Consider the following 23,267-nt stretch of genomic DNA (forward strand, 5'->3'; position numbering starts at 1 on the left):
CAAGGATGAAGGCGCATCAGGCCAGATACTTGCCCGCTTCCTTGCGGGCGAAGTTTTTCATCCGGTCGCCATGGGCATCGAGAAAGCCGCGCACCCGGTCGGGATCGTGTTTCGACAACTCGCGCAGCCACCAGGCCACGGCTTTCTGGATGAACCACTCGGGGTCGTCCACATAGCCTGCCGCCCAGCCGAGCACGCGCTCGCGGATTGCGAGATCGTCGGGTTTGGGGTGATTCTGCTTGGTCCAGGGCAGGGTGATGACGAGTGCGGCGCGCTTCGTCCAGAGATGGCCGGATCCGGTCCAGCCTTCGACCTCGTCGAGCCGGGTGGGGTCGGCGGTGAGCCGCTTCTGCCCGGCCATGCAGGCATGGTCGGCAATCGCCCAGGCGTCGAAATCGGGCAGCCAGGAGGTGATCAGCGCCCAGGCCCCGTCGTCGGGCCGCATCCGCGCCTGCGTCAGCAGCTTGGCCGCCGTGATCCGGGCCTCGTGGATATTGGTCTGCCACAGCGCATCGGCCAGCGCCACGCGCTCGGCCACCGTAAGCTGTTGCCGCCAGCCCTTGGTGAGATCGTTGATCGCCGGGAGCGGCACGCCGAGATAGGGGCGCTCGACCTTCATATAGGCCGCCACCTGTTCGGCCCGGCCCGGTTCCACCAGGGCGTTGAGCGCGGCCAGGGCGGCCTCGGGGGTCACCCGTCGTCTCCGAAAATGCCGGTGGGCGCGCCGTCGATGGTGTGGCGGTTCTTTTCGTCCCAATAGGCGCGGATACCCTCTTCGCCCCGGTCGGCGCTCCAGCGCGCCAGCGTGTCGCGTTCGCCGGCGAAGTCGAAATAGGGCACGGCATAGCCACAGGAGGTCTGCACCATGTCGACCGACATATCGAACACCTGCCGCGCCCCGAGCGGTGCCCCGAACAGGCCCGACAGCTCTGCCCAATCCGCGTCGCGCTCATGCACCACGCGGGCGGTGCCATAGGCGCGCAGGATCAGCGGGCGCTTTTCGAACCCGGCCCACATCAGCGTCATCCGGTTGACGCGGGCGAGGTGGCCGGCGCTTTCGTTGCCCGAGCCGGTGAGGTTGAGCCAGAGGATCCGGTTCGGCCCCATCACCCGCAGGCTGTCGGTGCCCTTGGGGCTGATATTCACCCGCCCATCGGCGGCGGCGGTGCCGACGAAGAAGATGTGGCTCGCCTCGATGAAGGCGCGGTGGGCATCGCCGATCGCGTCGAACTGTTTGGCCATTATTCCACCGTCACCGATTTGGCGAGGTTGCGCGGCTGGTCCACATCGGTGCCCTTGGCCACGGCGGCGTGATAGGCGAGAAGCTGGGCCGGCACCGCGTAGAGGATCGGTTGCAGGAATTCCGGCGCGTCGGGCATGGTGATGTGCTTCCACACGCCCGATCCGGCCTGGTCCTTCGCCCGGGCATCGGCCACGAGCAGCACCCGCCCGCCGCGCGCCATCACCTCCTGCATGTTCGACACGGTCTTGTCGAACAGCCCGTCATGCGGGGCGAGCACCACTGTAGGCGTGGCCTTGTCGACCAGCGCGATGGGGCCGTGCTTGAGTTCGCCCGACGGGTAGCCCTCGGCGTGCAGATAGCTGATTTCCTTGAGTTTCAGCGCGCCTTCGAGGGCGAGGGGGAACATCTGGCCACGGCCGAGGAAGAGCACGTCGCGCGCCTCGGCCACCTCTTCGGCGGCGGCGCGGATCAGTTCGTCGGAGGCGAGCGCATGGCTCATCAGGCCGGGCAGGTGGCGCAGATCGGTGAGCATCTCGACCATCCCGGCATCGTCGATCTCGCCGCGCGCATGGGCGGCCTTGACCACCAGCACCGCGAAGGTGGTGAGCTGGCAGGTGAAGGCCTTGGTCGAGGCCACCGCGATTTCGGGCCCGGCATGGATCGGCAGCGCCACGTCGGCCTCGCGGGCGATGGAGCTTTCCGGCACGTTGACCAGCGCCAGCGTGCGCGCCGCCTTGCCCTCGCTGAAGCGCAGCGCGGCCAGCGTATCGGCGGTTTCGCCCGACTGGCTGACGAAAATCCCCAGCGTGCGCGGCGCGAAGGGCGGCTCGCGGTAGCGGAACTCGCTCGCCACGTCGATATCGACGGGCAGGCGGGCATAATGCTCAAACCAGTATTTCGCCACCAGACCGGCATAATAGGCGGTGCCGCAGGCGACGATGGAGAGCCGGTCGATCCCGGCGAAGTCGATGCCTTCGAGGTCCATCATGATCCCATGCGCGTCGGGGCTGACATAGGCGTCGAGCACCTGGCCGACCACGGTGGGCTGCTCGGCAATCTCCTTCATCATGAAGTGGCGGTGGCCGCCTTTTTCGATCCGGGCCGCATCCATGCGGATCCGGCGCGCCTCGCGGTTGGCAAGCTTGCCCTCGGCATCGTAGATCGTGGCGCCCGCGCGGGTGATGACCGCCCAGTCGCCCTCTTCGAGATAGGTGATCATATTGGTCATCGGCGCCAGCGCGATGGCATCGGAGCCGACATACATCTCGCCCTCGCCATGGCCGATGGCGAGCGGGCTGCCCTTGCGCGCGGCGATCATCAGATCGTCCTCGCCGTCGAACAGGAACAGGAGCGCAAAGGCGCCTTCGAGCCGGGCGAGCGTGGCGCGCACGGCCTCTTGGGGGCTTTTGCCTTCTTTCATGTAGGCGCCGACCAGCATCGCGACGGTTTCGGTATCGGTCTCGGATTCGTGCGGGATGCCCTTGGCGGCGAGTTCGGCGCGCAATTCGTGGAAGTTCTCGATGATGCCGTTATGCACCACCGCCACGCCGCCAGATCGGTGCGGGTGGGCGTTTACCTCGTTCGGCACGCCGTGGGTGGCCCAGCGGGTATGGCCGATCCCGGCGCGGCCGGGCAGGGGATCGTGCACCAGCAGGTCGGACAGGTTGACGAGCTTGCCGACGGCGCGGCGGCGGTCGAGCTGGCCCGCCTCGTTGACGGTGGCGATCCCGGCACTGTCATAGCCGCGATATTCCAGCCGGCGCAGCCCTTCAACGATGATCGGGGCCACTTCATGCTCCCCAAGAACGCCTACAATCCCGCACATGGGTCAGATCCTCTCGTGGGTTCGATAAGTGATGTGAATTATACTTTTCGAACGTAAATGTTTTAATTCTGCTGCTTTGCCTTCTTGGCCTTTAACTTTTCATACAACCGGCGCCAATAGCCTTCCTTGATCTCCATCCGTGCCCGGCCCACCGCCATCGCGCCGTCCGGCACGTCGCGGGTGACCACCGTGCCGGTGGCCGTCATCGCCCCGTCGCCCACCCTGACCGGCGCCACCAGCATCGTGTCGGAGCCGATGAAGCTGTGCGCGCCGATATGGGTGCGGTGCTTGAAGACGCCATCGTAATTGCAGGTGATCGTGCCGGCGCCGATATTCGCGCCCTCGCCGACGAAGGCGTCGCCAATATAGGTGAGGTGGTTCACCTTGGCCCCGGCGGCGATCTCGGCATTCTTGATTTCGACGAAATTGCCCACCTTCGCGCCCTCGGCCAGTTCCGCGCCGGGGCGCAGCCGGGCGAAGGGGCCGATCACCGCGTCGCGGCTCACATGGCAGCCTTCGAGATGGCTGAAGGCGCGGATGCGGGCTTCGTTCTCCACCGTCACGCCGGGGCCGAAAACCACATGCGGCTCGATCACCGCGTCGCGCCCGATCCAGGTGTCGAAGGCGAAGAACACGGTGTCGGGCGCCACCAGCGTGGCCCCGTTTTCCATCGCTTCGGTGCGTTTGGCGGCCTGAAACTGCGCCTCCGCCGCGGCCAGCTCGGCGCGGGTGTTGATCCCCAGCGTCTCGGCCTCGTCGCATTGCACCACCACCGCCGAGAGCCCGCGCGCGCGGGCCACTTCGACAATATCGGTGAGGTAATATTCGCCGCTCGCATTGTCGTTGCCGACCGCGTCGATCAGATCGAAAAGCAGGGCGGCATCGGCGGCGACCACGCCGGAATTGCACAGGCTGATGGCGCGTTCCGCCGCGCTCGCATCCTTGTACTCGACGATCCGTATCAGCGCGCCATCCTCGACCACGAGCCGCCCGTAGCGCCCCGGATCGGCCGCCTCGAAGCCCAGCACCACCACATCGGCCCCACCGGCGCGAGCCGCCTGCATCGCTTCCAGCGTTTCGCCGGAGATGAAGGGCGTATCGCCATAGAGCACCACCGCATCGCCCGCAGCACCATCGAGCGCGGGCCGGGCCTGCGCCACCGCATGGGCGGTGCCAAGCTGCTCCTCCTGCACCACCACGGTGATCTCGTCATCGAGGGCTCTGGCGGATTTCGTCACCGCCTCGGCGCCATGCCCGGCGACGAGAACCACATGTTCAGGCTCCAGCGCCCGGCCCGCCGCCAGCGCATGGGCGAAGAGCGGCACGCCGCCAAGCTCGTGCAGGACTTTCGGCCGGTCCGACATCATCCGCGTGCCCTGACCGGCGGCGAGAACAATAAGGCTTGTGGGCATGATCTGCTCTTTCCAATCGCTTTCGACCGTTTTACCCCGGCTCTGTCAGGCTGCAAGCGGAATGCCGCCGGGCAGAGCATAACGGCGGAGAGGCGGATGCGCACGGTGATATTCGATCTCGACGGTACGCTTGCCGACACCGCCGCCGACATGATCGCGGCGGCCAATGCCTGTTTTCGCGCCCTTGGGGCGGGCGACCTGCTCGATCCGGGCGCGGATGCGGCCACGGCCTTCCATGGCGGGCGGGCGATGCTGCGGCTTGGCTTTGCGCGGCTCGGGCAGGGCGGTGAGGCGGAGGTGGATGCGGCTTTTCCCACCTTCATCGCGCAGTACGAGGCCGATCTGGTCAGCCGCAGCCGCTTCTATCCCGGTGCCCGCGATGCGGTGGAGCGGCTGAAAGCGGCGGGCGACCGGGTGGCGGTGTGCACCAACAAGCCCGAGGCGCTGGCGCTGGGCGTGCTGGCGGGGCTGGGGGCTGCCGATCTGTTCGATGCGGTGATCGGCGCCGATACGCTGCCCAGCCGCAAGCCCGATCCGGCCCCCTACCGCGCCGCGGTGGAGCGGGCGGGGGGCGTGCTCGCGCGGTCGATGATGATCGGCGATACCGGGACCGACCTTGCCACCGCCCGCGCCGCCGGCGTGCCCTGCGCGCTCGTCACCTTCACCGCCAATGCCGCCGAAGTGGCCGCGCTCGACCCGGAGGCGCGGCTTGGATCGTTCGACGGGCTCGATGCGGTGGTGGCGCGTCTCCTCGGTTGACCGGCGGCGCGCGGCGCAGCAAGGTCGCGCCATGGAGAGGGATGTGTTTACAGGCAATTTCACCCAGCAGGAGCCGCTGCCGCAGGCCTCGGTCGAGGCGGCGTTGCGGGTCATGCAATCGGGCCGGCTGCACCGCTACAACACCGCGCCGGGCGAGGTGTCGGAGGCGGCGGCGCTGGAGGCTGAATTTGTCGCCTATACCGGCGCGGCCTATGCGCTGGCCGTGGCCTCGGGCGGCTATGCGCTGGCCACGGCGCTGCGCGCGCTCGGGGTCGGGCCGGGCGAGACGGTGCTGACCAACGCCTTCACCCTCGCGCCGGTGCCGGGGGCGATCGCCTCGCTCGGGGCGGTGCCGGTCTTTGTCGGCGTGACCGAGGATCTGGTGATCGACCTCGACGATCTGGCGGCGAAAGCCGCGCAGGCGCGGGTGCTGCTGCTCTCACATATGCGCGGGCATATCGCGGATATGGACCGGCTGATGCAGATCGCCAATGCGGCGGGGCTGATCGTGGTCGAGGATTGCGCCCATACGATGGGGGCACGGTGGAACGGGGTGATGTCGGGCCGTCACGGCGCCATCGCCGCCTATTCGACGCAGACCTACAAGCATCTCAATTCCGGCGAGGGCGGGCTGCTGATCACCGACGATGCCGAATTGGCGGCGAAAATGGTCATGCTGTCAGGCTCTTACATGCTCTACGAGCGGCACGGTGCGGCGCCCGGCCCGGCGGTGTTCGACGCGGTGAAATACGACACACCCAATGTGTCGGGCCGGATGGACAATCTGCGCGCCGCCGTGCTGCGGCCCCAGCTTGCCGATCTCGACCGGCAATGCGCGCGCTGGAACGAACGTTACCGGGCCGTGGAGGCGGGGCTGACCGGCACGCCGGGGCTGACGCTGATCGCGCGGCCAGAGGCGGAGGATTACGTGATGTCGTCCTTCCAGTTCCTCGCGCTCGACTGGGCGGGGCGCGAGGTGGCCGACCTGGTGGCGCGCACGGCGCGGCGCGGGGTCGAGCTCAAATGGTTCGGCGCGCCGGAACCCTCCGGCTTTACCTCGCGTTATGACAGCTGGCGCTATGCGCCCTCGCAGCCGATGCCGCGCACCGACCGGGTGCTGGCGGGGCTGCTCGATCTGCGCCTGCCACTCACCTTTTCGCTGGAGGATTGCGCCCTCATCGCCCGGATCATCCGCGAGGAGGCGGGGGCGGTGTTTCAGGCGGGGTGACGGCCGGCTGGGGCGGGGTTTCGACGTGCCGTGCAGCGGACAAAAAAGGCCGGGGCGAGGGAGCCCCGGCCAGGAGAAGGGGCGCCGGAGCGCCCCCGGACTTATCCTTTGCGCGCCTTCTCGGCTTCCGCCACGTTTTCCTTCACCGCAAGGAAGCTGTCGGGCGTGACCGAGATCGTGTCGATCCCGGCTTGCACGAGGAACTTCGCGAAGGTCGGATCGTTCGACGGCGCCTGCCCGCACAGGCCGACATAGGAGTTGGTCTTGTGGGCTTTCTCGATCACGGTCGAGATCATCCATTCCACCGCCTCGTTCGATTCCTCGAACAGATCGGCCAGCGTGCCCGAGTCGCGGTCCACGCCGAGGGTGAGCTGGGTGAGGTCGTTCGAGCCGATCGAGAACCCGTCGAACCGGTCGGCGAATTGCTCGGCGAGGATGACGTTGGCCGGGATCTCGCACATCACGTAGATCTCAAGCCCGCCTTCGCCCCGCACCAGGCCGTATTCGCCCAGCACTTCGAGCACCTTGTCGGCCTCGTCGAGCGAGCGGCAGAACGGGATCATGATGGTGACGTTGTCAAACCCCATATCCTCGCGCAGCCGCTTGATCGCCTTGCATTCGAGGCCAAAGGCTTCCTTGTAGCTTTCCGAGTAGTAGCGCGAGGCGCCCCGGAAGCCGATCATCGGGTTTTCTTCCTTCGGTTCGAACTGCTTGCCGCCCACCAGCTCGGCATATTCGTTGGTCTTGAAGTCCGACATGCGGACGATGACCTTGTTGGGGTAGACCAGCGCCGCGATCCGGCTCAGGCCGCGCGCGAGCGTATCGACGAAGAACTGCGATTTGTCGTCGTAGCCCTTGGTCAACTCCTCGATGAATTCGCGGTCTTTCTTCTTCTCGACCTTGTCGAAATGCAAAAGCGCGAGCGGGTGGGCGATGATCGCGTTGTTGATCACGAATTCCATCCGCGCGAGGCCCACGCCATCGACCGGCAGCCGCCACCAGCGCGCCGAGGTCGACGGGTTGGCGAGGTTGAGCATGATCTTGGTTTCGGTCTCCGGCACATGGCTGAGATCGAGCTCTTCGACCGCATAATCGGCAAAGCCCTCGTAGACGAGCCCGTCATCGCCCTGCGAGCAATCCACCGTCACATCCTGCATGTCGTGCAGCACATGGGTGGCGTCGCCGCAGCCGACGATGGCCGGCACGCCAAGCTCGCGGCTGACGATGGCGGCGTGGCTTGTGCGCCCGCCGGCATCGGTGATGATCGCCTTGGCCTTCTTCATGATCGGCACCCAGTCCGGGTCGGTCTGGGTGGTGACGAGGATCGAGCCGTCGATGAACTTGTCGATGTCCTTCACGCTTTCGATCAGGCAGATCGTGCCGGTCGCCACGGCGGCGCCGACCGAGATGCCGCGCATGATTTCCTTGCCATGGCTCTTCACGCTGAAGCGCTTCATCGCGCCGGCCTGGGCGCGGCTTTGCACCGTTTCGGGCCGGGCCTGAACGATATAGATGCCGCCGTTCACGCCATCGCGCGCCCATTCCATGTCCATCGGCTGGCCATAATGCTCTTCGATGGTCTTGGCGTAGCGGGCCAGCTCGACGATCTCTTCGTCCGACAGCACCCAGCTTTCCTTTTCCTTCTTCGACGTCGGCACGTTCTTCGTCATGTCGTCGTCGTTTTCGGAGTAGATCATCTTGATCTCTTTGGCGCCGAGCTTCTTCTCGATGATCGGCATCAGCTTGGGATTGTCGAGGAAGGGTTTGTACACCTGATATTCATCCGGCGTCACCGCGCCCTGCACCACGTTTTCGCCAAGCCCCCAGGCGGCGTTGATCAGGATCGACTTCGGAAAGCCCGTCTCGGTGTCGATCGAAAACATCACGCCCGAACCGCCGATATCGGAGCGCACCATAAGCTGCACGCCGATGGAGAGCGCCACGTCGAGGTGGTCGAAGCCCTGCACCGTGCGGTAGGTGATCGCCCGGTCGGTGAACAGCGAAGCATAGCAGAGCCGGCAGGTTTCAAGCAGTTGCTTCTCGCCCACCACGTTGAGGTAGGTTTCCTGCTGCCCGGCAAAGGAAGCGTCGGGCAGGTCTTCGGCGGTGGCCGAGGAGCGCACGGCGACCGACACGTTGTCCTGGCCCACGCGGCGGCCAAGCTCATAATACGCCTCGACGATGGCCTTGCGCGCATCTTCCGGGAAGTCGCCCCGCGCGATGGCCTCACGCACCGTGCGCCCGGCTTCGGCCAGCTTGATCTTGCCCTCTTCGAGCGCCTTCATCGTATCGGCGACGATGTTGTGCAGATCGTTGTGGGTGATGAAGGCGCGGAAGGCATCCGAGGTCGTGGCATATCCCGGCGGCACCTTGATGCCCAGCGGTTCAAGCTGCGAAACCATCTCGCCGAGCGAGGAGTTCTTGCCGCCCACCAGGGCGACGTCTTCGCGCCGCAGATCCTCGAACCAGATGAGGTGGCGCATGTCAGCGGTGTCTTTGGCCATGGTGAGAGTCCTTTCTCCGAAAGTTGTCTCGTACCTAGCCGAGTTCGGCGCGGCTATCTTTGACACGGGTCAATGATAGCGCAAACGCCGTGCACGATTGTGTACCGAACGGTCACGATCAGGTGTCGGTCTTGTCCTGCGCGGCGGCCCTGGAAATGTCGCGCCGTGCCCGGCTCAGAGCCTTGGGGAAGGGGCGGGTGCCGCCATGGCTGTCGATCACGTGACGGCAAAGCCGCACCACCTTGTGCGGATCGCCGCCGGCGCTCACATCGGCGAGCAGGTTGCGCAGCCAGGCGACCGAGTCGCGCCGGGCGCGCAGCGCGCGGTAGATCGCGGCGCTGTCGAGCCTGCCGGCGGCGGCGGCGTCCAGCATCGCGCCGAGCGCGCCGGTCTGTTCCAGCACGGCTGCGAGACTGGCGCCGAAATGGCGGGCGCGGACGGGTTGGATGCCGCGGCTTTCGAAAAGCTGGGCATGCATCGCGTCTTCGGCAATCGCGGGGTCGTGGATCACGAAGGCGTGCAGCGCGGCCTCGGCCATCGCCGCCGCATAGCCGTAGCGCGAGGTGAAATCGAGCCGCCGCGCCTCGGGAAAGCGTTTGTCCCACCCGGCCCGTTCGGGGCTCAGCGTGGCCTGCGGGGCGAGGGCGATCAGCGTGGCGCCGGGCGCGGCCACCGAAAAGGCGGCGGCGGCATAACCGCCATCGCCGGCGCCGAGAAAGATCACGCTGGTGAATTCGTCGAAAAACCCGTCATCCACCAGCCGGTCGAAATAGGCGTAGACATGCGGATCGCGAAACCATGTTTGCCCGCGCGAGAGCAAGACCAGGCTCGACCAGCCGCGCGCCTGCGCCAGCGTCCAGCCCAGCGGTGCGTGGTTTGCGCGGGCCCGCGCGGCGGCTTCCTCCTCGAAGGAGACAAGCAGCACCTCGCCGCCCTCGGCGAACAGCGCGGCATGCTCCGCACCGAGCGCGTCGTAATAGCCGCGTTCTTCGGCGATATCTTCCAGCGCGATGCGCCAGCTGCCAAGGTCGCCCGCCTCGGCCAGTTCCAACAGGAAATCACTCGTGTCTTTCATCGCTCAGCCCCAGGATCGCGCCAAGTCTATCGCGGCTGCGGGGCCGGGGCCAGTGCTGCCCCGTCAACAGAATGTCGACGGGCGGGCGATGATCTCAGCTGGTCTGGCCGCCGCGGGCGTGGCGCATCAGCACCTCGGCCTCGTCCGGCTGCACCACGCGGGCGGGGGGCGAGAGCAGAAGGCGGCCATAGAGCGCGCGGTTGGCCTCGTCGCGCATCAACTCGGCAAAGCGGGCCTTGCGCCAGGTCACGGCCTCGCTGTGCAGGCGGGCAAGCCCGGCGTCGGCCCTGAGCCGGGCGAGGTGCGGGGCCGCAAGCCCGGCGCTCTGGCGGATCGACAGGTCTTCCTCCTGGCACCAGTTGCGCTCGGTCCAGTAATCGAGCCCCAGCGTGTCGCCCTCATGCACGGCGCGGCCCCGGTCGCGTTTGACGATGTAGCTCTCCATCGCGCCGAGCGGGTAATGGTTGATCTGGGCGAGCCGGTAATTGGGCCGCCCGAACGGTGAAAATATGCCCTGCTTGCGAAAGCGCGCAGGCAAGTCGCGGCCCTCGCCGTCGAACCAGCGGGCGCTGTCCGCCGCCTCGGTGGGGCTGCGCGGGCGGTGGACGCCGAGTTTGCGGTAGGCACCCGAATTTCGGTAGAGCGTCTTGAACATGAACACCCGCCAGGGCCAGATCATCACCTCGGGCGCGGCGCGGGTGAAGCGCTCGGTCACCGGCGTATCGACATAGTCGCGCACCCCGCAATTGCCGAACACCCGCCAGGTGAGGGTAATCGCATCCGCCTCGGGCAGCGCGGCACGCAGCGCCGACAGGGTGTGATCGCCCACATGGATATTGACGAATTCGTCCACATCCAGCGTCATCAGCCAATCGGCCCCGCGCACCAGCGGGTGGGCATCGGCCCGCTTCATCGCGGTGAATTGCGCGCCGCCCTTATGCGGGCCGGGATTGGGCAGGTGGGCGATTTCGCCCATCGCGTCGAGACGGTCGAGCATGGCGGCGGTGCCATCGTCGCAATCATTTGAAAGCACGAGGAAATCGGTGAAGCCGATGCCCTTGTGATGGGCCAGCCATTCGAGCAGAAAGGTGGCCTCGTTGCGCACGGTCAGAACGGCGGTGGCCTGCATCTCACCAGCCTTTCCGGAAGGTCACGACCGTCTTGTCCGAGATGTTCGGAAAACAGCTCGGCCCCGCATCGTGGAAGGCGCCGAACACCGCCTGCCCGCCGGCCTGGCCGAACCGGATGCCGCGCGAGCGGATCATCTCCGGCCCTCCGGCGCGCTTGCCCCGTGCTGCCTTGCCCCGCGCGGCCATGCGCTCAGCTTTCCATATCGAGCGCAAGCGAGAAGGCCACGCGCTCCATTTCGGTCAGATCGGTGTTGATCGCCTGTTGATACAGATCCTCGAATTCCGGCGTGCCGTGCAACTCGGCGGCCTTGGCCTTGTGCCAGGCCACGCCCTCGTCATGCAGCCGCCGCAATTCCTCGTCCTGCAGCAGCCGCGCCATCTCGGCGCGCAGGCGCGGAATGTTGCGCTGGATCGTCACGTCCCTGTTGCCGCCCCAATCCATGCGGATCCAGTAATTCAACCCGATCGACCGGTCGACATGCAGCGCCCGCCCGCGCTGGCGCTTGACGAGGAAGCTCTCGGCCGAGCGCAGGGCGTAATGGTTGAGCTGGATCATGTCGTAGCCGATGGTCTTGAGGTCCGAGCGCCAGCCCTTCTTGTGATAATTGGCCGTCATCTCCTGACCCGATCCGTTGACCCATTTGACCGCCTGTTCATGGCTGTCGCGCAACTGGTTGGGCCGGTGGCACGACAGCTTGGCATAGGCGCCGGTGTTTTTCGTCATCGTCTTGAAGCCCCAGGTGGTATGGGGCTTGGGGCAGTATTTGGGCGCGGCGGAGCTGAATTGCTCGATCACCAGCCGGTCTTCATAGGTTTCCACGCCGTTATGGCCGAAGAGCCGCCAGGTCATCGCCACATTGGTGGCGTCGGGCACGCGGTCGAGGAAATCGGTGAGCAGCCCGTTGCCCACCCGCACGTTGATGAACTCGTCCACGTCGATATGGATCACCCAGTCGGCATTTTCGATCAGGTCTTCTTTCAGCGCCTTGTTCAGCGCGTGCTGCTGGGGTGATTTGCCCTTCCAGTCGTTGTTGTAGCGGTGCTGGACGATGCCGAGATCCTGCAGACGGTCCAGCATCTCATGGGTGCCGTCGGTGCAATCGTTGGTGTAGATCAGGAAATTGTCGATCCCGATCATCCGGTGATAGGCGATCCATTCGAGGATATAGGGCGCCTCGTTCTTCATGCAGCCGACGATCACGTTGCCGGTCTTGCCGGTGGGCAGCGCGCGCGGGGCGGGTTCGGTGAAGGGCGCGGCCAACTCTTCCTCGTTCACCCGCCCGATCTTGTTATGCGGCGCGAAGCGGCCGCCGCGCAGGTGGTGGAAGTTTTCCTTCGCCCGGTCCGAGAGCAGCTTTTCCGCCATCGGGGTGAGGCCGGTCGCGGCGGGCGCCTTGCCCTGTTTCTCCGGCCTGGCGGCTCCGGCCTTTTCCGCTTCGGTTTTTGCGGGCGCGGCCTCGCGGGCGGCCTTGCGCGCCTCTTCGGTGGCCTGGTCGATGCGGGGCAGGAAGGCGGCGGCGTATTGCGTGGCGCGGAAGCCAAAGCCCGGATCGGCCTCGTGCCAGGTGCCCTTGGCGCGGTCGCGCTTGAGCGCTGCGTCGCTCAGGCCGGGATGCGCCTTGATGAGCGCTCTGTTGCCCGCCTCGAACCGTTTGGACAGGGCCGAAAGGCTGCCCGGCCCGATCGGATCGCCGGGCAGGCTGATCTCGGAGAGCAGTTTGCGCCAAAGCTGGCGCGGGATCACCCGGCCGGTGGCGAGCAGCTTGACGAACACGTCGTTGGTCTGCCGCCAGCGCGCCAGCGTGGCGGCGGGGTGTGGCTCGGGCAGGGTGGGGGCCTCGGCCTGGCCGATATTGCCCCCGATCCCCAGCATCTCGCGGATTTCGTCGGTGATGGCGGGCGAGTGGATGCGCTCCGGATCATAGCCGCGCAGCACCACCTTGCCGGCGCCGAACACCGCCTCCCAGCGCTCGACAAGGCGGGCATAGTCAAGCCAGTGTGGGGCGGCCTGCAATTCGGGAAAGCCTTGAGTGGCGGGCGAAATATCCGCCCAACCCGCCAGCGCCGCCTTGCGCCAGTCGGGGGCCGTGGCCATCGCGATCTCGCGCTCCAAGGGCGCGGTGCGGCCCTCGGCGACGGCTTGCGCATAATGGCGCAGCAGCACGCGGGCCTGTTCGTCGAGATGGGCGAGCACGGTGATATCGTCGGAATGCGGCGCGAGCAGATCGCGCAGCCGCTCCAGCTCGCTGCGGTTGGGCAGCGTGACAAGCTGGTGGGCGGAAACCACGTAAAGCTCGGGGCCGTGCTTTTCGATCTCGGCGGCGATGTCCTGCGCCACCATGCGCTGGAGCCGGGCCTGCGCCGCATCGCGGGCAAAGCCACGGGCAAAGCGCAGCGGATCGACATGGCCCGGATCCGTCACCGCCATGTAAAGCCGGGTGTGGTTCCTGCGCCCGAGCGCGCCGGAATAGAGCACGCCCTGCTCCAGAAGCCGGGCGCGCTTGTCGTCCAGCACCGCCTGAAGTTCGTCTGCGCCGCACCACGGCAAACCGATATGCACAATGATCCGCATCAGCTTTCGCTCGTCTCCCCGCCTGATGCCGGGTTGGCATTGGCCTTGCCCCACCACGGCAGATCGACGCCGAGAAAGCCCGCGAGCTTTGCCCGCGCTTTCGGATCGGCAACGTCGTATTCCAGAAAATCCTCCGCCCCGGCAAAGACATGGCGGCAAAAGGCGGTGTGGCCCTCGATCCAGCGTTCAAGCTCGCCGGGCTTGGCCCCGAAGCCCATCGGCAGGCCGGGGATCGAGCTGTTCGGCATCCGCCCGGTGCCAAGATCGGACCAGCGGCGCATGGAGGCGGCATGGTCCTCGGGCGGGCGCGACGAGAGCAGAAACCGCGCGCCCGGGTGCAGCATGCGGATCGCCTCGATCAGCCCCCAATCGGTCTGCGGCCAGGCATTGCGCTTCTTGCGCAGCACATTGATTTCGCTCAGCGCATCGTAGTCGGAGAGAAAATGCAGCGGATCGCCGGTTTCGTAATAGCCGCGATAGAGCGCGAGGCCGACGAAGCCGCGGCGGTTATCCTTGCGCTGGCGCAGCCGGTAATCGGCCACGCGGAACCCGGCCTTGTCCAGCGCCTTGCCAAGCGTGGTGGTGCCCGATTTCGGCAGACCGAGATTGATCACCCTGAGCCCGTCCGGGATCATGCCGCGCCCTCGCCGATGAGGTCGCGCAGGGCCAGTTCGGCCGGGCTCTGCGTGGGCAGGGCGCGCAGCCGGGCGGCCAGCGCCACATAGCCCGGATCCTGCATCAGCCGGTCGCGGGTGGCGCGGTGGGCGGCGACGGCCTCGGCATGCAGCGCGGCGACCTCTTCGTCGGCCATCAGCGCCGCCATCTCTGCCCGCAGCCGGGGCAGATAGCGCTGGATCGACAGATCCTGCCAGGCCGGATCGTTACGCTCGCGCCAATAGGTATCGTCGAAATCTCGGTTCTCGCGGTTCACATCGCCCCGGTCGTTCTTCACCAGATAGCTGTCGAGCGAGCGCAGGGCGTAATGGTTGAGCGTGGCAAGATCGCGCGCGCCCTTGGCGGGAAACTTGCGGATGCGCCGCTTGTTGGCTGCCGCGCGAAACTTCCACGGCACGTCGCGCCCCGATCCGTCTTTCCATACCGGGCGCTCGCCGCGCGTCAGCCCCTCCTTCATGAAGGGCCGGTGCGCGCCGTAATATTTCACCGGAAAATCCTTTCGGATCAGGGTTTTGACCTCCTGCGCCGTTTCGGCACACCAGATGTCCGGGTTATGCGAGCGGGTGAATTGGGCAATCACCGGCTTGTCTTCATAAGCCTCGATCCCGTCATTGGCGAAGAACTGGAAGTTGAGGCTGATCGCATGCGGATTGCCGGTGGCCTCGACCAGCTCGGGGATCGTGCCTTCGCCGACATGGATGTTGAGAAATTCGTCCACATCCGCGATCCAGACCCAATCCGCCGCGCGCAGGATGGGTTGGCGCTTGGCGTCCTTCAGCGCCTCCATCTGGTAATTGCGCCCCTTGGCCGGGTTGGGCAGATGCACGACCAGCCCGAGCGCCGCGAGACGATCCAGCAGCCTGTCGGTCGCGTCGGTGCAGTCGTTTGAATAAAAAAGAAAATCCGTCACGCCGATGACGCGGTTGAAGGCGATCCATTCGATCAGGAACGGGCCTTCGTTCTTCACGCAGGTGACGGCGGTTACACGCATGGTGCCGCCTCCGGCGGGCGGGAGATGGAGTGATATGTCATACCGCCTGTATCGGTCTTACCGCTGAACTGCACCTGTTGCCCGGTCTGACGCCGGGTTACTGGAATAGTCTGTCGCAAAATGCGCAAAGAAAATCAATCTTTTCCAAAACGAAACAGGCGCGGCGTGGGCGTCAGAACACGGCGCCGTGCAGCGCGGCGAGGCTGTGAAGCGGGGTGATGCCGGGAACGGGGCGCGGCCGTGGCCGGAGCCGGCGCAGCAATGCGGGGCGGGTATCGGCGGCGGCCCAGGTGAGGTGGCTGGCGAAATACGGTGCGTCCCATCCCGCGATGGCGAAGACCACGTCGTCGCTGCCATCGGCGGCGCCAATGGCGCGGATCGCTCCGGTTGCGAAGAAGCGGCGAAACGGGTGATCGCGCCCGAGTTCGGCCCTGAGCTGAGCGGTGAACAGCGCCGCCTGCTCAGGGGTCAACCCGCCCCAACCCTCGGGGAAATCTTGGTCCGATGTTTCGCGCATGGCTTTGGCTCCGTGGCATCAGGATTCTAGGCCGTAGACTCATTAGCCCGTATTGCGATGCGGATGGCGGCCAGAGTGACGCCGGCCATGAAGGTCTCGGCGTGTTTGTCGTAGCGGGTGGCCAGGCCCCTGTATTGCTTCAGTTTGTTGAAGAACCTCTCGATGATATTGCGCCGCCGGTAGAGGGCGCGGTCGTTGGCGTGCGGCAGTTTTCGGGGCGCCTTGGCGGGGATGTTCGGGGTCGCGCCGCGGGCGCGGATCGTGGCGAGGATGGCGTTCGAGTCATAGGCCTTGTCGGCCATGAGGATCTGCCCCGGCACGAGCTGCGCGAGCATATCCCCCGCGACCTTGCTGTCGTGAACCTGTCCTGGCGTGAGCTTGAGAGCGACCGGTCGCCCGCAGCCGTCGACGAGCGCATGCAGCCTGGTCGTCAGCCCGCCCCGGGAACGTCCCACGCCATGATCGACGCCCCCCTTTTTGCGGCCGTGGCGCCGTGCTGATGAACCCGCATCATCGTCGAGTCGATCATGATCAGCTCGCCGTAAGTCTCTGTGACCGCATCGAGAATGGCCTGCCAATGCCCCGCCCTCTGCCACCGCACGAAGCGGTTGTAGCAGGTCTTGTGCGGCCCATAGCGCTCCGGAATATCCGCCCAGGCCACCCCCGTCCGGAAGCGATAGAGGATCCCGTTGATCACCCGCCGATCGTCGACCCGCGGCACCCCGCGCGACTTCTGCGGCAGAAGCGGCTGAATGATCGACCATTCGTGCTCGGTGAGATCGTAACGTCGGCGCATGGCTGTCCTCCCGGTCGGCAGGACCAGTGAATCACCGCACGCACGCGAAGGGAAGCAGGTTTATGGGTCCACGGCCTAGTACACTAGGATTCTAGAATCGTAGAATCTGTTTCGCGCCGGAAAACCGAGATTTACCAGTGTATTGCGCGGGATTGTTGTGGCGCGGATGGCCGGCGGCATTGGCCTCTCCGGCTCAATCCCCCGGCCGTTGCAGCTCGAACGTATCGCGGATCACCGCGTAGTCGCGATAGCCGAGACGGGCGACGAGGCCGAAGCGGCTGACATCGAACTTGCCGTTCACCAGGCAATCGTCGCGCAGATGCACGCCGACAACCTCGCCGAAGACCACGTAATTGGTCTCTCCCTTCAGCTTCACCACCTGGGTCAGCCGGCATTCGAGCGCCGCCGGCGCCAGCGCCACGCGCGAGCAGGCGATTTGCGTGCAGGCGGCCTTGGTGACCCTGGCGGCGGCGAATTCGTCGGTGCCGGCGGGCAGGGCGGCGGAGGAGGCGTTCATTTCGTTCATTCCCTCTTCTTCGACCACGTTGACGCAAAACACGCCGGTCTGCTCGATATTGCCCAGCGTGTCCTTGCCGCGCAGCCGGTCGGCCTTCTCGCCGGTGGTGGCAAACATCACCTGCGGCGGCTCGCTGGCGGCGCCGTTGAAAAAGGAATAGGGCGCGAGGTTGTCGGTCCCGTCCGAGCTGCGGGTGGAGATCCAGCCGATCGGCCGGGGTGCGATGATCGCGTTGAACGGGTTGTGCGGCAGGCCATGGCCGTCTTGCGGGCGGTAGAACATCGGTGGTCCTTTTGTTGTTTTCCCCGCTGATACCCGCATTTAGCGCAAACATGAAGGTGCCTTCTATCATCTTTCCCGGTGCCCCTGCCTTGCGCTGGAATTGCCGGGGGCGGCATGTTAGGGGCGGGGCCACGGCAATGAAGGGATGCCCCGGGTGTTCACGCTGAGGGAAGAAAAACCGGCGGATTGGTGGGAGGTCGAGGCGCTCTACGACCTCTGCTTCGCGCCGGGCCGCGAGGCGCTTTCGTCCTATCGGCTGCGCGACGGGATAGACCCGGTGGAGGGCCTGTCGCTCACCGCGCGCGACGCCGAGGGCATCCTCGCCGGCGCGATCCGCTTCTGGCCGGTGCTGGTGGGCGGGCACCGTGTGCTGCTGCTTGGGCCGGTGGCAGTGCATCCGACGCGGCAGGGCGAGGGGCTTGGCGGCTTGCTGATCCAGCACAGCCTGGCGCTGGCCGCGGAACAGGGGTGGAAGCGGGTGATGCTGGTGGGCGACCGGCCCTATTACGCGCGCTTCGGCTTCGAGGTCTTGCCCGACGTGACGATGCCGCCGCCGACCAACCCCGACCGTGTGCTCGGCCTCGCATTGGTGCCGGACGCCTGGACAGGGGTTGCGGGCGACGTGACCCGCGCCGCGCCGGTGCGATAGCGCGGTTCGGGCGCGTCATGCGCCCCGCGCCGCTCCGGCAGGAGCGCGGCGACGATGGCGGCAGCCAGAAAGGCGAGGATCGAGAACGCCATATAGGCCACGAGGGCGCCGATGAACCCGGCCCCGCTCATCACCGCGGCCACCGCCGCGATGAGTCCGGTGACAATACCTGCCGTAATAAAGACCACAATCATTAGCACCTCCAACCATACTGCCCGCAGAGGTTGTTTGGTTCAGGTTAATGCAAGGTTAACAAGGACGCAAATTGTTGCTGTCGCAAAGATAGCAGGCCAGCGAAACTGTGCCGTTGACCAAAATCAAGCCTGTCCGGCCGGGCGGTAGAGATGTTCGACGACCGCGGGGCGCACCGATTGCGCGCCCGAGGTGCGGGCCTCGTCGATCACCTTGCGCAGCGCACCCAGATCCGTGCGCCGGATCAGATGCTTAACCGGTCCGATGGACGCGGGCCGCATCGACAATGTGCGCATACCCAGCGCCGCGAACGTGACCGCCTCGATCGGCCGGCCGGCATCCTCGCCGCAGAAGCTCAGCGGCGTGCCCGCTTCGTTGCAGCGGCGCACGATCATCTCGATCATGTTGAGGAAGGACACGTTGAGCGTGTCATAGCGCCGGCGCACGCGCTCGTTTTCGCGGTCGGCGGCATAGAAGAACTGCTTGAGGTCATTGCCGCCGATGGAGACGAAATCGGCCTCGTCGAAAAACGTTGCCGGGGCGAAGGCCAGAGAGGGCGTCTCCAGCATCGCGCCCACCTTGATCTCGCCCGGCAGGACATGCCCCATGCGCCGCTCGCGCTCGACCTCGCGAAACAGCAATTCGCGCGCCTCGCGAAACTCCTGCAACTGCGCGATGAACGGGAACATCACTGAAAGCCGCCGCCCCGCCGCCGCGCGGATCAGCGCCTGGATCTGCATCCGCATCACGCCCGGCTTGTCGAGCCCCACCCGGATCGCCCGCCAGCCGAGCGCCGGGTTCGGCTCGTCCTGCGCCTTCATATAGGGCAGCACCTTGTCGGAGCCGATGTCGAGCGTGCGGAAGACCACCTCGGTCTCGCCGGCGCGGTCGAGCACCTTGGAATACATCTGCGCCAGTTCGCCCCGGCGCGGCACTTTCGATTGGGTGAGAAATTGCAGCTCGGTGCGGAACAGGCCAACCCCCTCCGCGCCCGAGCTTTCCAGGCTGGGCAGATCGGCCATCAGCCCGGCATTCATCGTCAGCCGCACGCGCACCCCGTCGGGGCTTTCGGCGGGCTTGTCGCGCAGGCTCACATAGCGCTCCTGCTGCGCCGCTTCCATGGCGATCTTGTCGCGGAAAGAGTCAACCACCGGGTCTTCGGGGCGCAGATGCACGATGCCGTGTTCGCCGTCGACCAGGATCAGGTCGCCGTTCAGCGCCTCGGAGGTGATCGGCCCGGCATGGACGATCAGCGGGATCGCCCAGGCGCGCGCGACGATGGCGGCATGCGAGGCCACCGAGCCCTCTTCCAGCACAATGGCCTTGAGCCTGCGCCGCCCGTATTCGAGCAATTCTCCCGGCCCGATATTGGAGGCCACCAGGATCGGATCGTCCGGCATTTCGGCGCCGGTCTCGTGGCCCTGGCCGGTGAGGATGCGCAACAGCCGGTTCGACAGATCGTCGAGATCGTGCAGCCGCTCGCGCAGATAGGCGTCGGGCACGCGCTCCATGCGGGCGCGGGTGGCGGTCTGTTCCTTTTCCACCGCCGCCGCCGCCGAGAGGCCGCGCGAAATGTCTTCCTCCATCCGCCGCCGCCAGCCGCGCGAATTGGCGAACATCCGGTAGGCTTCGAGGATCTGCATCTGGTCCTTGTCGGCGCTGTCGGCGGTGGCGAGCAGTTCGTCGACCGAAACGCGCAGCGTGTCGATCGCCTCGTCGAGCTTGCGCATCTCGTCATGCGGGTCGTCGGCGATCGGGTTGGCCACCACCACGCGCGGCTCGTGCAGCCAGGCATGGCCCATCGCGCTGCCTTCCTGTCCGACCCCGCCGCGAAAGGTCACCGCCCGGCGGTGCAGCGGGGCCAGCGCGGCGCCTTCGCCGACGAAGGCGCCAAGCTCGGTCATCTCCGCCAGCACCATGGCCACGACTTCCATGCCGTAGACCTCGTCATCGGAAAAGGCGCGCTTTTCTTTCGACTGGACGACGAGCACCCCCATCGTCTCGCCAAGCCGCTGGATCGGCACGCCGAGGAAAGAGGAATACAATTCTTCCCCGGTCTCCGGCATGTAGCGAAACCCCCGTTCGGCCGGCGCATCGGCGGCATTGATCGGCTGTTTGGTGCGGGCGATTCTGCCGACAAGGCCCTCGCCGATGCGCATCCGGGTCTTGTGCACGGCTTCGGGGTTGAGGCCCTCGGTGGCGCAGAGCTCCAGCGTGTCGGCATCGCGGAACAGGTAGATCGAGCAGACCTCGACCCCCATTGAGTTGGAAATGATGCCGGTGATCCGGTCGAGCCTCTCCTGGCCCGCCGAATCCTCGGCGAGCGCGGCCTTCAGGCGGCCGAGCAGCTTTCGGCTGTCGCTTTCCTGAACTTGATCCACCTATGTCCCTGTCGTTCTTGTGCTGGCAGAGTATGGAGCCGAAGCCCGCTTGCCAACAAGCGGTTTGCCCGCATTGGTTGTCCGATTTCAGATCTGGTCACGAAAACGCCCCGCCGCAAGGGGCGGTGGGGCGTTTCATGTGCGAAGACAGGGGTGTCGAGCCGGGCTCAGCCCGCTTTTTCCAGCTCGAACGCGTCATGCAGCGCCTGCACGGCGAGTTCCATGTATTTGCGGTCGATCAGCACCGAGATCTTGATTTCGGAGGTGGTGATGACCTTGATGTTGATCCCCTCGCGCGCCAGCACGTCGAACATCTTGGCCGCGATCCCGGCCTGGCTGCGCATCCCGATGCCGACGATGGACACCTTCGCCACATCGGTATCGGCCACGAGATCGTGGTAATTGATATCGCCCGCTTCCTTGGCCGCCTGCATCGCCTTTTCGGCGCGGGCCACCTGGTTGGTGGGGCAGGAGAAGGTCATGTCGGTGCGGCCTTCTTCCGAGATGTTCTGGACGATCATGTCGACATTCACGCCCGCTTCGGAGAGCGGCCCGAAGATCGCGGCGGCGATGCCGGGGCGGTCGGCGACCGAAATGAGCGTCATCTTGGCTTCGTCGCGGCTATAGGCGACACCGGCAACGGCTTTGCTTTCCACGATTTCCTCCTCGTCGCAGACAAGCGTGCCTGCTTCTGGGTCATATTCTCCGAAGCTGGAGAGCACGCGCAGCTTCACTTTGTAGCGCATGGCGAGCTCGACCGAGCGGGTTTGCAGCACCTTCGCGCCGAGGCTGGCAAGCTCCAGCATCTCTTCGAAGGCGATCTTGTCGAGTTTGCGCGCCTTGTCCTCGATCCGGGGGTCGGTGGTGTAGACCCCGTCGACATCGGTATAGATATCGCAGCGCTCCGCCCCGAAAGCGGCGGCGAAGGCCACGGCGGTGGTGTCGGAGCCGCCGCGCCCGAGGGTGGTGATCCGCCCTTCGGGGCTCACCCCCTGAAAGCCCGCGACCACGGCCACGCTCATGCCTTCGGCGAACTTCGCCTTGATGTTGTCGTTCGGGATATCGACGATCCGCGCCGCCGCATGGGCGGCGGTGGTCTGCACCGGCACCTGCCAGCCCTGCCAGGAGCGGGCGGGAATATCCATCTCCTGCAGGCGCAGCGCCATCAGCCCGGCGGTGACGTTTTCGCCCGAGCTGACCACGGCGTCATATTCGCGCGCATCGTAAAGCGGCGAGGTTTCCTCGACCCAGCCCACCAGCTCGTTGGTCTTGCCCGACATCGCCGAGACGATGACGATCACGTCGAACCCGTTGGCCACCTCGCGCGCGACGCGCTTGGAGGCGCGCGCGATACGGTCGAGCGTGGCCACCGAGGTGCCGCCGAATTTCATCACCAGAATAGGCTTTTCCATAGCGCCGAGGGCCCGCATTGTGCTGCTTCGATCCCGCGCCTTCTAGGGCGCGGCGGCTCAAAGGGCAAGTGGGCTGAACAGCGCGGACAGGTGCGGCCTAGCTGGTCTTGCGGGTGGGGGTAAAGGGCAGGGGGGCGACCGGCACGCCATCCTCGATCAGCGCCAGCGCCTCGTCGGGTTTGGCCTCGCCGTAGATCGGGCGTTCGGGCGCGTCGCCGTCATGGATCGCGCGGGCCTCGCGGGCGAACCCCTTGCCCACATAATCGCTCTCGGCCTCGATCCGGCGCTTGAGCGCTGCGATGGCCTTTTCGCGCTCGGTCTTCGGCGCGAGCGCGGCTGGCGTGCTTTCAGCCTCGCCCCGGGGCGCAACCGGCGCCTCGCGCGCCGGGCGCACATCCGGCGCCATCAGCGATTTCTCCACCGTCGTCGCGCCGCAATCGGGGCAGGCGACATGACCCGCCGCCGCCAGCGTGTCAAACGCGGCGGCGTTCTGGAACCAGCTGTCGAACCGGTGCCCCTGCGGGCATTTGAGGGCGTAGCGGATCATCGCGTCTCCATCCTGAACTTGCCCGAATATGTATGGGCGGCGCGGGCGCGCGCAAGTCAGCCCTTGAGGCGGCGGGGATCGAAATTGCGCACCATCAGCCGCAATTCGGGCTCCGAGAGCAGCGCTGCCGCCTTCTTGCGGCTTACCCATTTGCGCTTGCGCTGGCCTTTCTCGGGCCAGTCCTTCAACACCTTCTTCACCCGCAGCGGGAACATCGCCACCACGACCGGCAGATCGTCGCCCTCGAAATCCTTGCGGTAGGAATAGAACCCCACCGCCGCGTTCGAAGGCTCGCCGGTCACCCCGGCCTCCTCATAGGCTTCCGTCGCCGCCGCTTCGGCGGGGGTGGCGCCGTGCATCGGCCAGCCTTTGGGCAGGATCCAGCGCCGGGAAATGCGCGAGGTGACGAGCAGGACTTCCACCTTGCCATCGTTCAGCCGCCAGGGAATCGCGCCGAACTGGCTGCGCACATCGCGCTTGCCCGCGCCGGCGAGGCGCATCGGTCGCTGCTTTACTGTCAAGGCCGACACCTTGACCCCCTTTCGGCGATCTGCCCGCTT

21 protein-coding genes are annotated in these 23,267 nt (G+C 66.2%); 3 read left to right on the plus strand and 18 right to left on the minus strand.

Features of this window, described 5'->3' with window-relative positions; genetic code table 11:
• Positions 1 to 16 precede the first annotated feature (16 nt).
• The 4 genes from QMG28_RS12335 to glmU form a co-directional block, all read right to left on the minus strand.
• Positions 17 to 694 (minus strand): DNA alkylation repair protein, encoded by a 678-nt coding sequence (locus QMG28_RS12335; protein ID WP_281842612.1) that lies wholly within the window; start codon positions 692 to 694, stop codon positions 17 to 19.
• A complete protein-coding gene (locus QMG28_RS12340; protein ID WP_281842613.1) occupies positions 691 to 1,242 on the minus strand; it encodes a pyridoxamine 5'-phosphate oxidase family protein in 552 nt (183 codons plus the stop codon). Before QMG28_RS12340 ends, QMG28_RS12335 begins: the two co-directional genes overlap by 4 nt.
• A complete protein-coding gene (glmS, locus tag QMG28_RS12345) occupies positions 1,242 to 3,068 on the minus strand; it encodes a glutamine--fructose-6-phosphate transaminase (isomerizing) (protein ID WP_281842614.1) in 1,827 nt (608 codons plus the stop codon). The genes QMG28_RS12340 and glmS overlap by 1 nt, the downstream gene beginning before the upstream one ends.
• Before the next feature lie 62 nt (positions 3,069 to 3,130).
• Positions 3,131 to 4,480 carry a bifunctional UDP-N-acetylglucosamine diphosphorylase/glucosamine-1-phosphate N-acetyltransferase GlmU gene (gene glmU, locus QMG28_RS12350; RefSeq protein ID WP_281842615.1) on the minus strand — a complete coding sequence of 450 codons (1,350 nt, stop codon included), beginning with the start codon at positions 4,478 to 4,480 and terminating at the stop codon, positions 3,131 to 3,133.
• 96 nt (positions 4,481 to 4,576) lie between these two features.
• Between glmU and QMG28_RS12355 the strand changes: the two genes are divergently transcribed.
• Together QMG28_RS12355 and QMG28_RS12360 are read left to right on the plus strand one after the other, a co-directional pair.
• A complete protein-coding gene (locus QMG28_RS12355) occupies positions 4,577 to 5,239 on the plus strand; it encodes an HAD-IA family hydrolase (RefSeq protein ID WP_281842616.1) in 663 nt (220 codons plus the stop codon).
• A gap of 31 nt (positions 5,240 to 5,270) precedes the next feature.
• On the plus strand, positions 5,271 to 6,467 hold the full coding sequence (locus QMG28_RS12360) for a DegT/DnrJ/EryC1/StrS family aminotransferase (RefSeq protein WP_281842784.1): 1,197 nt from the start codon (positions 5,271 to 5,273) through the stop codon (positions 6,465 to 6,467).
• A gap of 101 nt (positions 6,468 to 6,568) precedes the next feature.
• Here QMG28_RS12360 and ppsA read toward each other — a convergent pair whose 3' ends face one another.
• The 10 genes from ppsA to QMG28_RS12410 all read right to left on the minus strand — a co-directional run bounded on the left by ppsA (position 6,569) and on the right by QMG28_RS12410 (position 17,526).
• Positions 6,569 to 8,971: a phosphoenolpyruvate synthase gene (ppsA, locus tag QMG28_RS12365; RefSeq protein ID WP_281842617.1), complete on the minus strand. Its 2,403-nt coding sequence runs from the start codon at positions 8,969 to 8,971 to the stop codon at positions 6,569 to 6,571.
• A 118-nt stretch (positions 8,972 to 9,089) separates the two neighbouring features.
• Complete coding sequence (locus QMG28_RS12370; protein WP_281842618.1) at positions 9,090 to 10,046, minus strand: hypothetical protein; 957 nt, start codon at positions 10,044 to 10,046, stop codon at positions 9,090 to 9,092.
• A 94-nt stretch (positions 10,047 to 10,140) separates the two neighbouring features.
• Positions 10,141 to 11,175 (minus strand): glycosyltransferase family 2 protein, encoded by a 1,035-nt coding sequence (locus tag QMG28_RS12375; protein ID WP_281842619.1) that lies wholly within the window; start codon positions 11,173 to 11,175, stop codon positions 10,141 to 10,143.
• A 1-nt stretch (position 11,176) separates the two neighbouring features.
• Positions 11,177 to 11,311, minus strand: coding sequence for a hypothetical protein (locus tag QMG28_RS12380; RefSeq protein WP_281842620.1), 135 nt, complete (start codon positions 11,309 to 11,311; stop codon positions 11,177 to 11,179).
• Positions 11,312 to 11,366: 55 nt separating this feature from the next.
• Positions 11,367 to 13,748 carry a glycosyltransferase family 2 protein gene (locus QMG28_RS12385; RefSeq protein WP_281842621.1) on the minus strand — a complete coding sequence of 794 codons (2,382 nt, stop codon included), beginning with the start codon at positions 13,746 to 13,748 and terminating at the stop codon, positions 11,367 to 11,369.
• Positions 13,748 to 14,383, minus strand: coding sequence for a sulfotransferase (locus QMG28_RS12390; RefSeq protein WP_281842622.1), 636 nt, complete (start codon positions 14,381 to 14,383; stop codon positions 13,748 to 13,750). Before QMG28_RS12390 ends, QMG28_RS12385 begins: the two co-directional genes overlap by 1 nt.
• Entirely contained in the window at positions 14,380 to 15,414 is a 1,035-nt protein-coding gene (locus QMG28_RS12395) for a glycosyltransferase family 2 protein (protein ID WP_281842623.1), read from the minus strand. The genes QMG28_RS12390 and QMG28_RS12395 overlap by 4 nt, the downstream gene beginning before the upstream one ends.
• A gap of 172 nt (positions 15,415 to 15,586) precedes the next feature.
• Positions 15,587 to 15,931, minus strand: coding sequence for a hypothetical protein (locus tag QMG28_RS12400; protein ID WP_281842624.1), 345 nt, complete (start codon positions 15,929 to 15,931; stop codon positions 15,587 to 15,589).
• A 26-nt stretch (positions 15,932 to 15,957) separates the two neighbouring features.
• A protein-coding gene (locus QMG28_RS12405; protein WP_281842625.1) for an IS5 family transposase occupies positions 15,958 to 16,727 on the minus strand; the annotation gives its coding sequence in 2 pieces (ribosomal slippage) (positions 15,958 to 16,410 and positions 16,413 to 16,727; 768 coding nt in all).
• A 193-nt stretch (positions 16,728 to 16,920) separates the two neighbouring features.
• Positions 16,921 to 17,526: a flavin reductase family protein gene (locus QMG28_RS12410; RefSeq protein ID WP_281842626.1), complete on the minus strand. Its 606-nt coding sequence runs from the start codon at positions 17,524 to 17,526 to the stop codon at positions 16,921 to 16,923.
• 154 nt (positions 17,527 to 17,680) lie between these two features.
• Between QMG28_RS12410 and QMG28_RS12415 the strand changes: the two genes are divergently transcribed.
• Positions 17,681 to 18,175, plus strand: a complete 495-nt coding sequence (locus tag QMG28_RS12415) for a GNAT family N-acetyltransferase (protein WP_434784440.1) — start codon at positions 17,681 to 17,683, stop codon at positions 18,173 to 18,175.
• Between the two features lie 317 nt (positions 18,176 to 18,492).
• On the opposite strand, the gene ptsP is transcribed toward QMG28_RS12415, so the two are convergent.
• From ptsP to QMG28_RS12435, 4 genes are all read right to left on the minus strand, one after another.
• Complete coding sequence (ptsP, locus tag QMG28_RS12420; RefSeq protein ID WP_281842628.1) at positions 18,493 to 20,748, minus strand: phosphoenolpyruvate--protein phosphotransferase; 2,256 nt, start codon at positions 20,746 to 20,748, stop codon at positions 18,493 to 18,495.
• A 167-nt stretch (positions 20,749 to 20,915) separates the two neighbouring features.
• Positions 20,916 to 22,160 (minus strand): aspartate kinase, encoded by a 1,245-nt coding sequence (locus QMG28_RS12425; protein ID WP_281842629.1) that lies wholly within the window; start codon positions 22,158 to 22,160, stop codon positions 20,916 to 20,918.
• A 97-nt stretch (positions 22,161 to 22,257) separates the two neighbouring features.
• Positions 22,258 to 22,707: a DUF1178 family protein gene (locus tag QMG28_RS12430; protein ID WP_281842630.1), complete on the minus strand. Its 450-nt coding sequence runs from the start codon at positions 22,705 to 22,707 to the stop codon at positions 22,258 to 22,260.
• A 56-nt stretch (positions 22,708 to 22,763) separates the two neighbouring features.
• Positions 22,764 to 23,207, minus strand: coding sequence for an NUDIX hydrolase (locus tag QMG28_RS12435; RefSeq protein ID WP_281842631.1), 444 nt, complete (start codon positions 23,205 to 23,207; stop codon positions 22,764 to 22,766).
• Positions 23,208 to 23,267 lie beyond the last annotated feature (60 nt).

The organism is Sinisalibacter aestuarii (assembly GCF_027923545.1).
Lineage (GTDB): Bacteria > Pseudomonadota > Alphaproteobacteria > Rhodobacterales > Rhodobacteraceae > Sinisalibacter > Sinisalibacter aestuarii.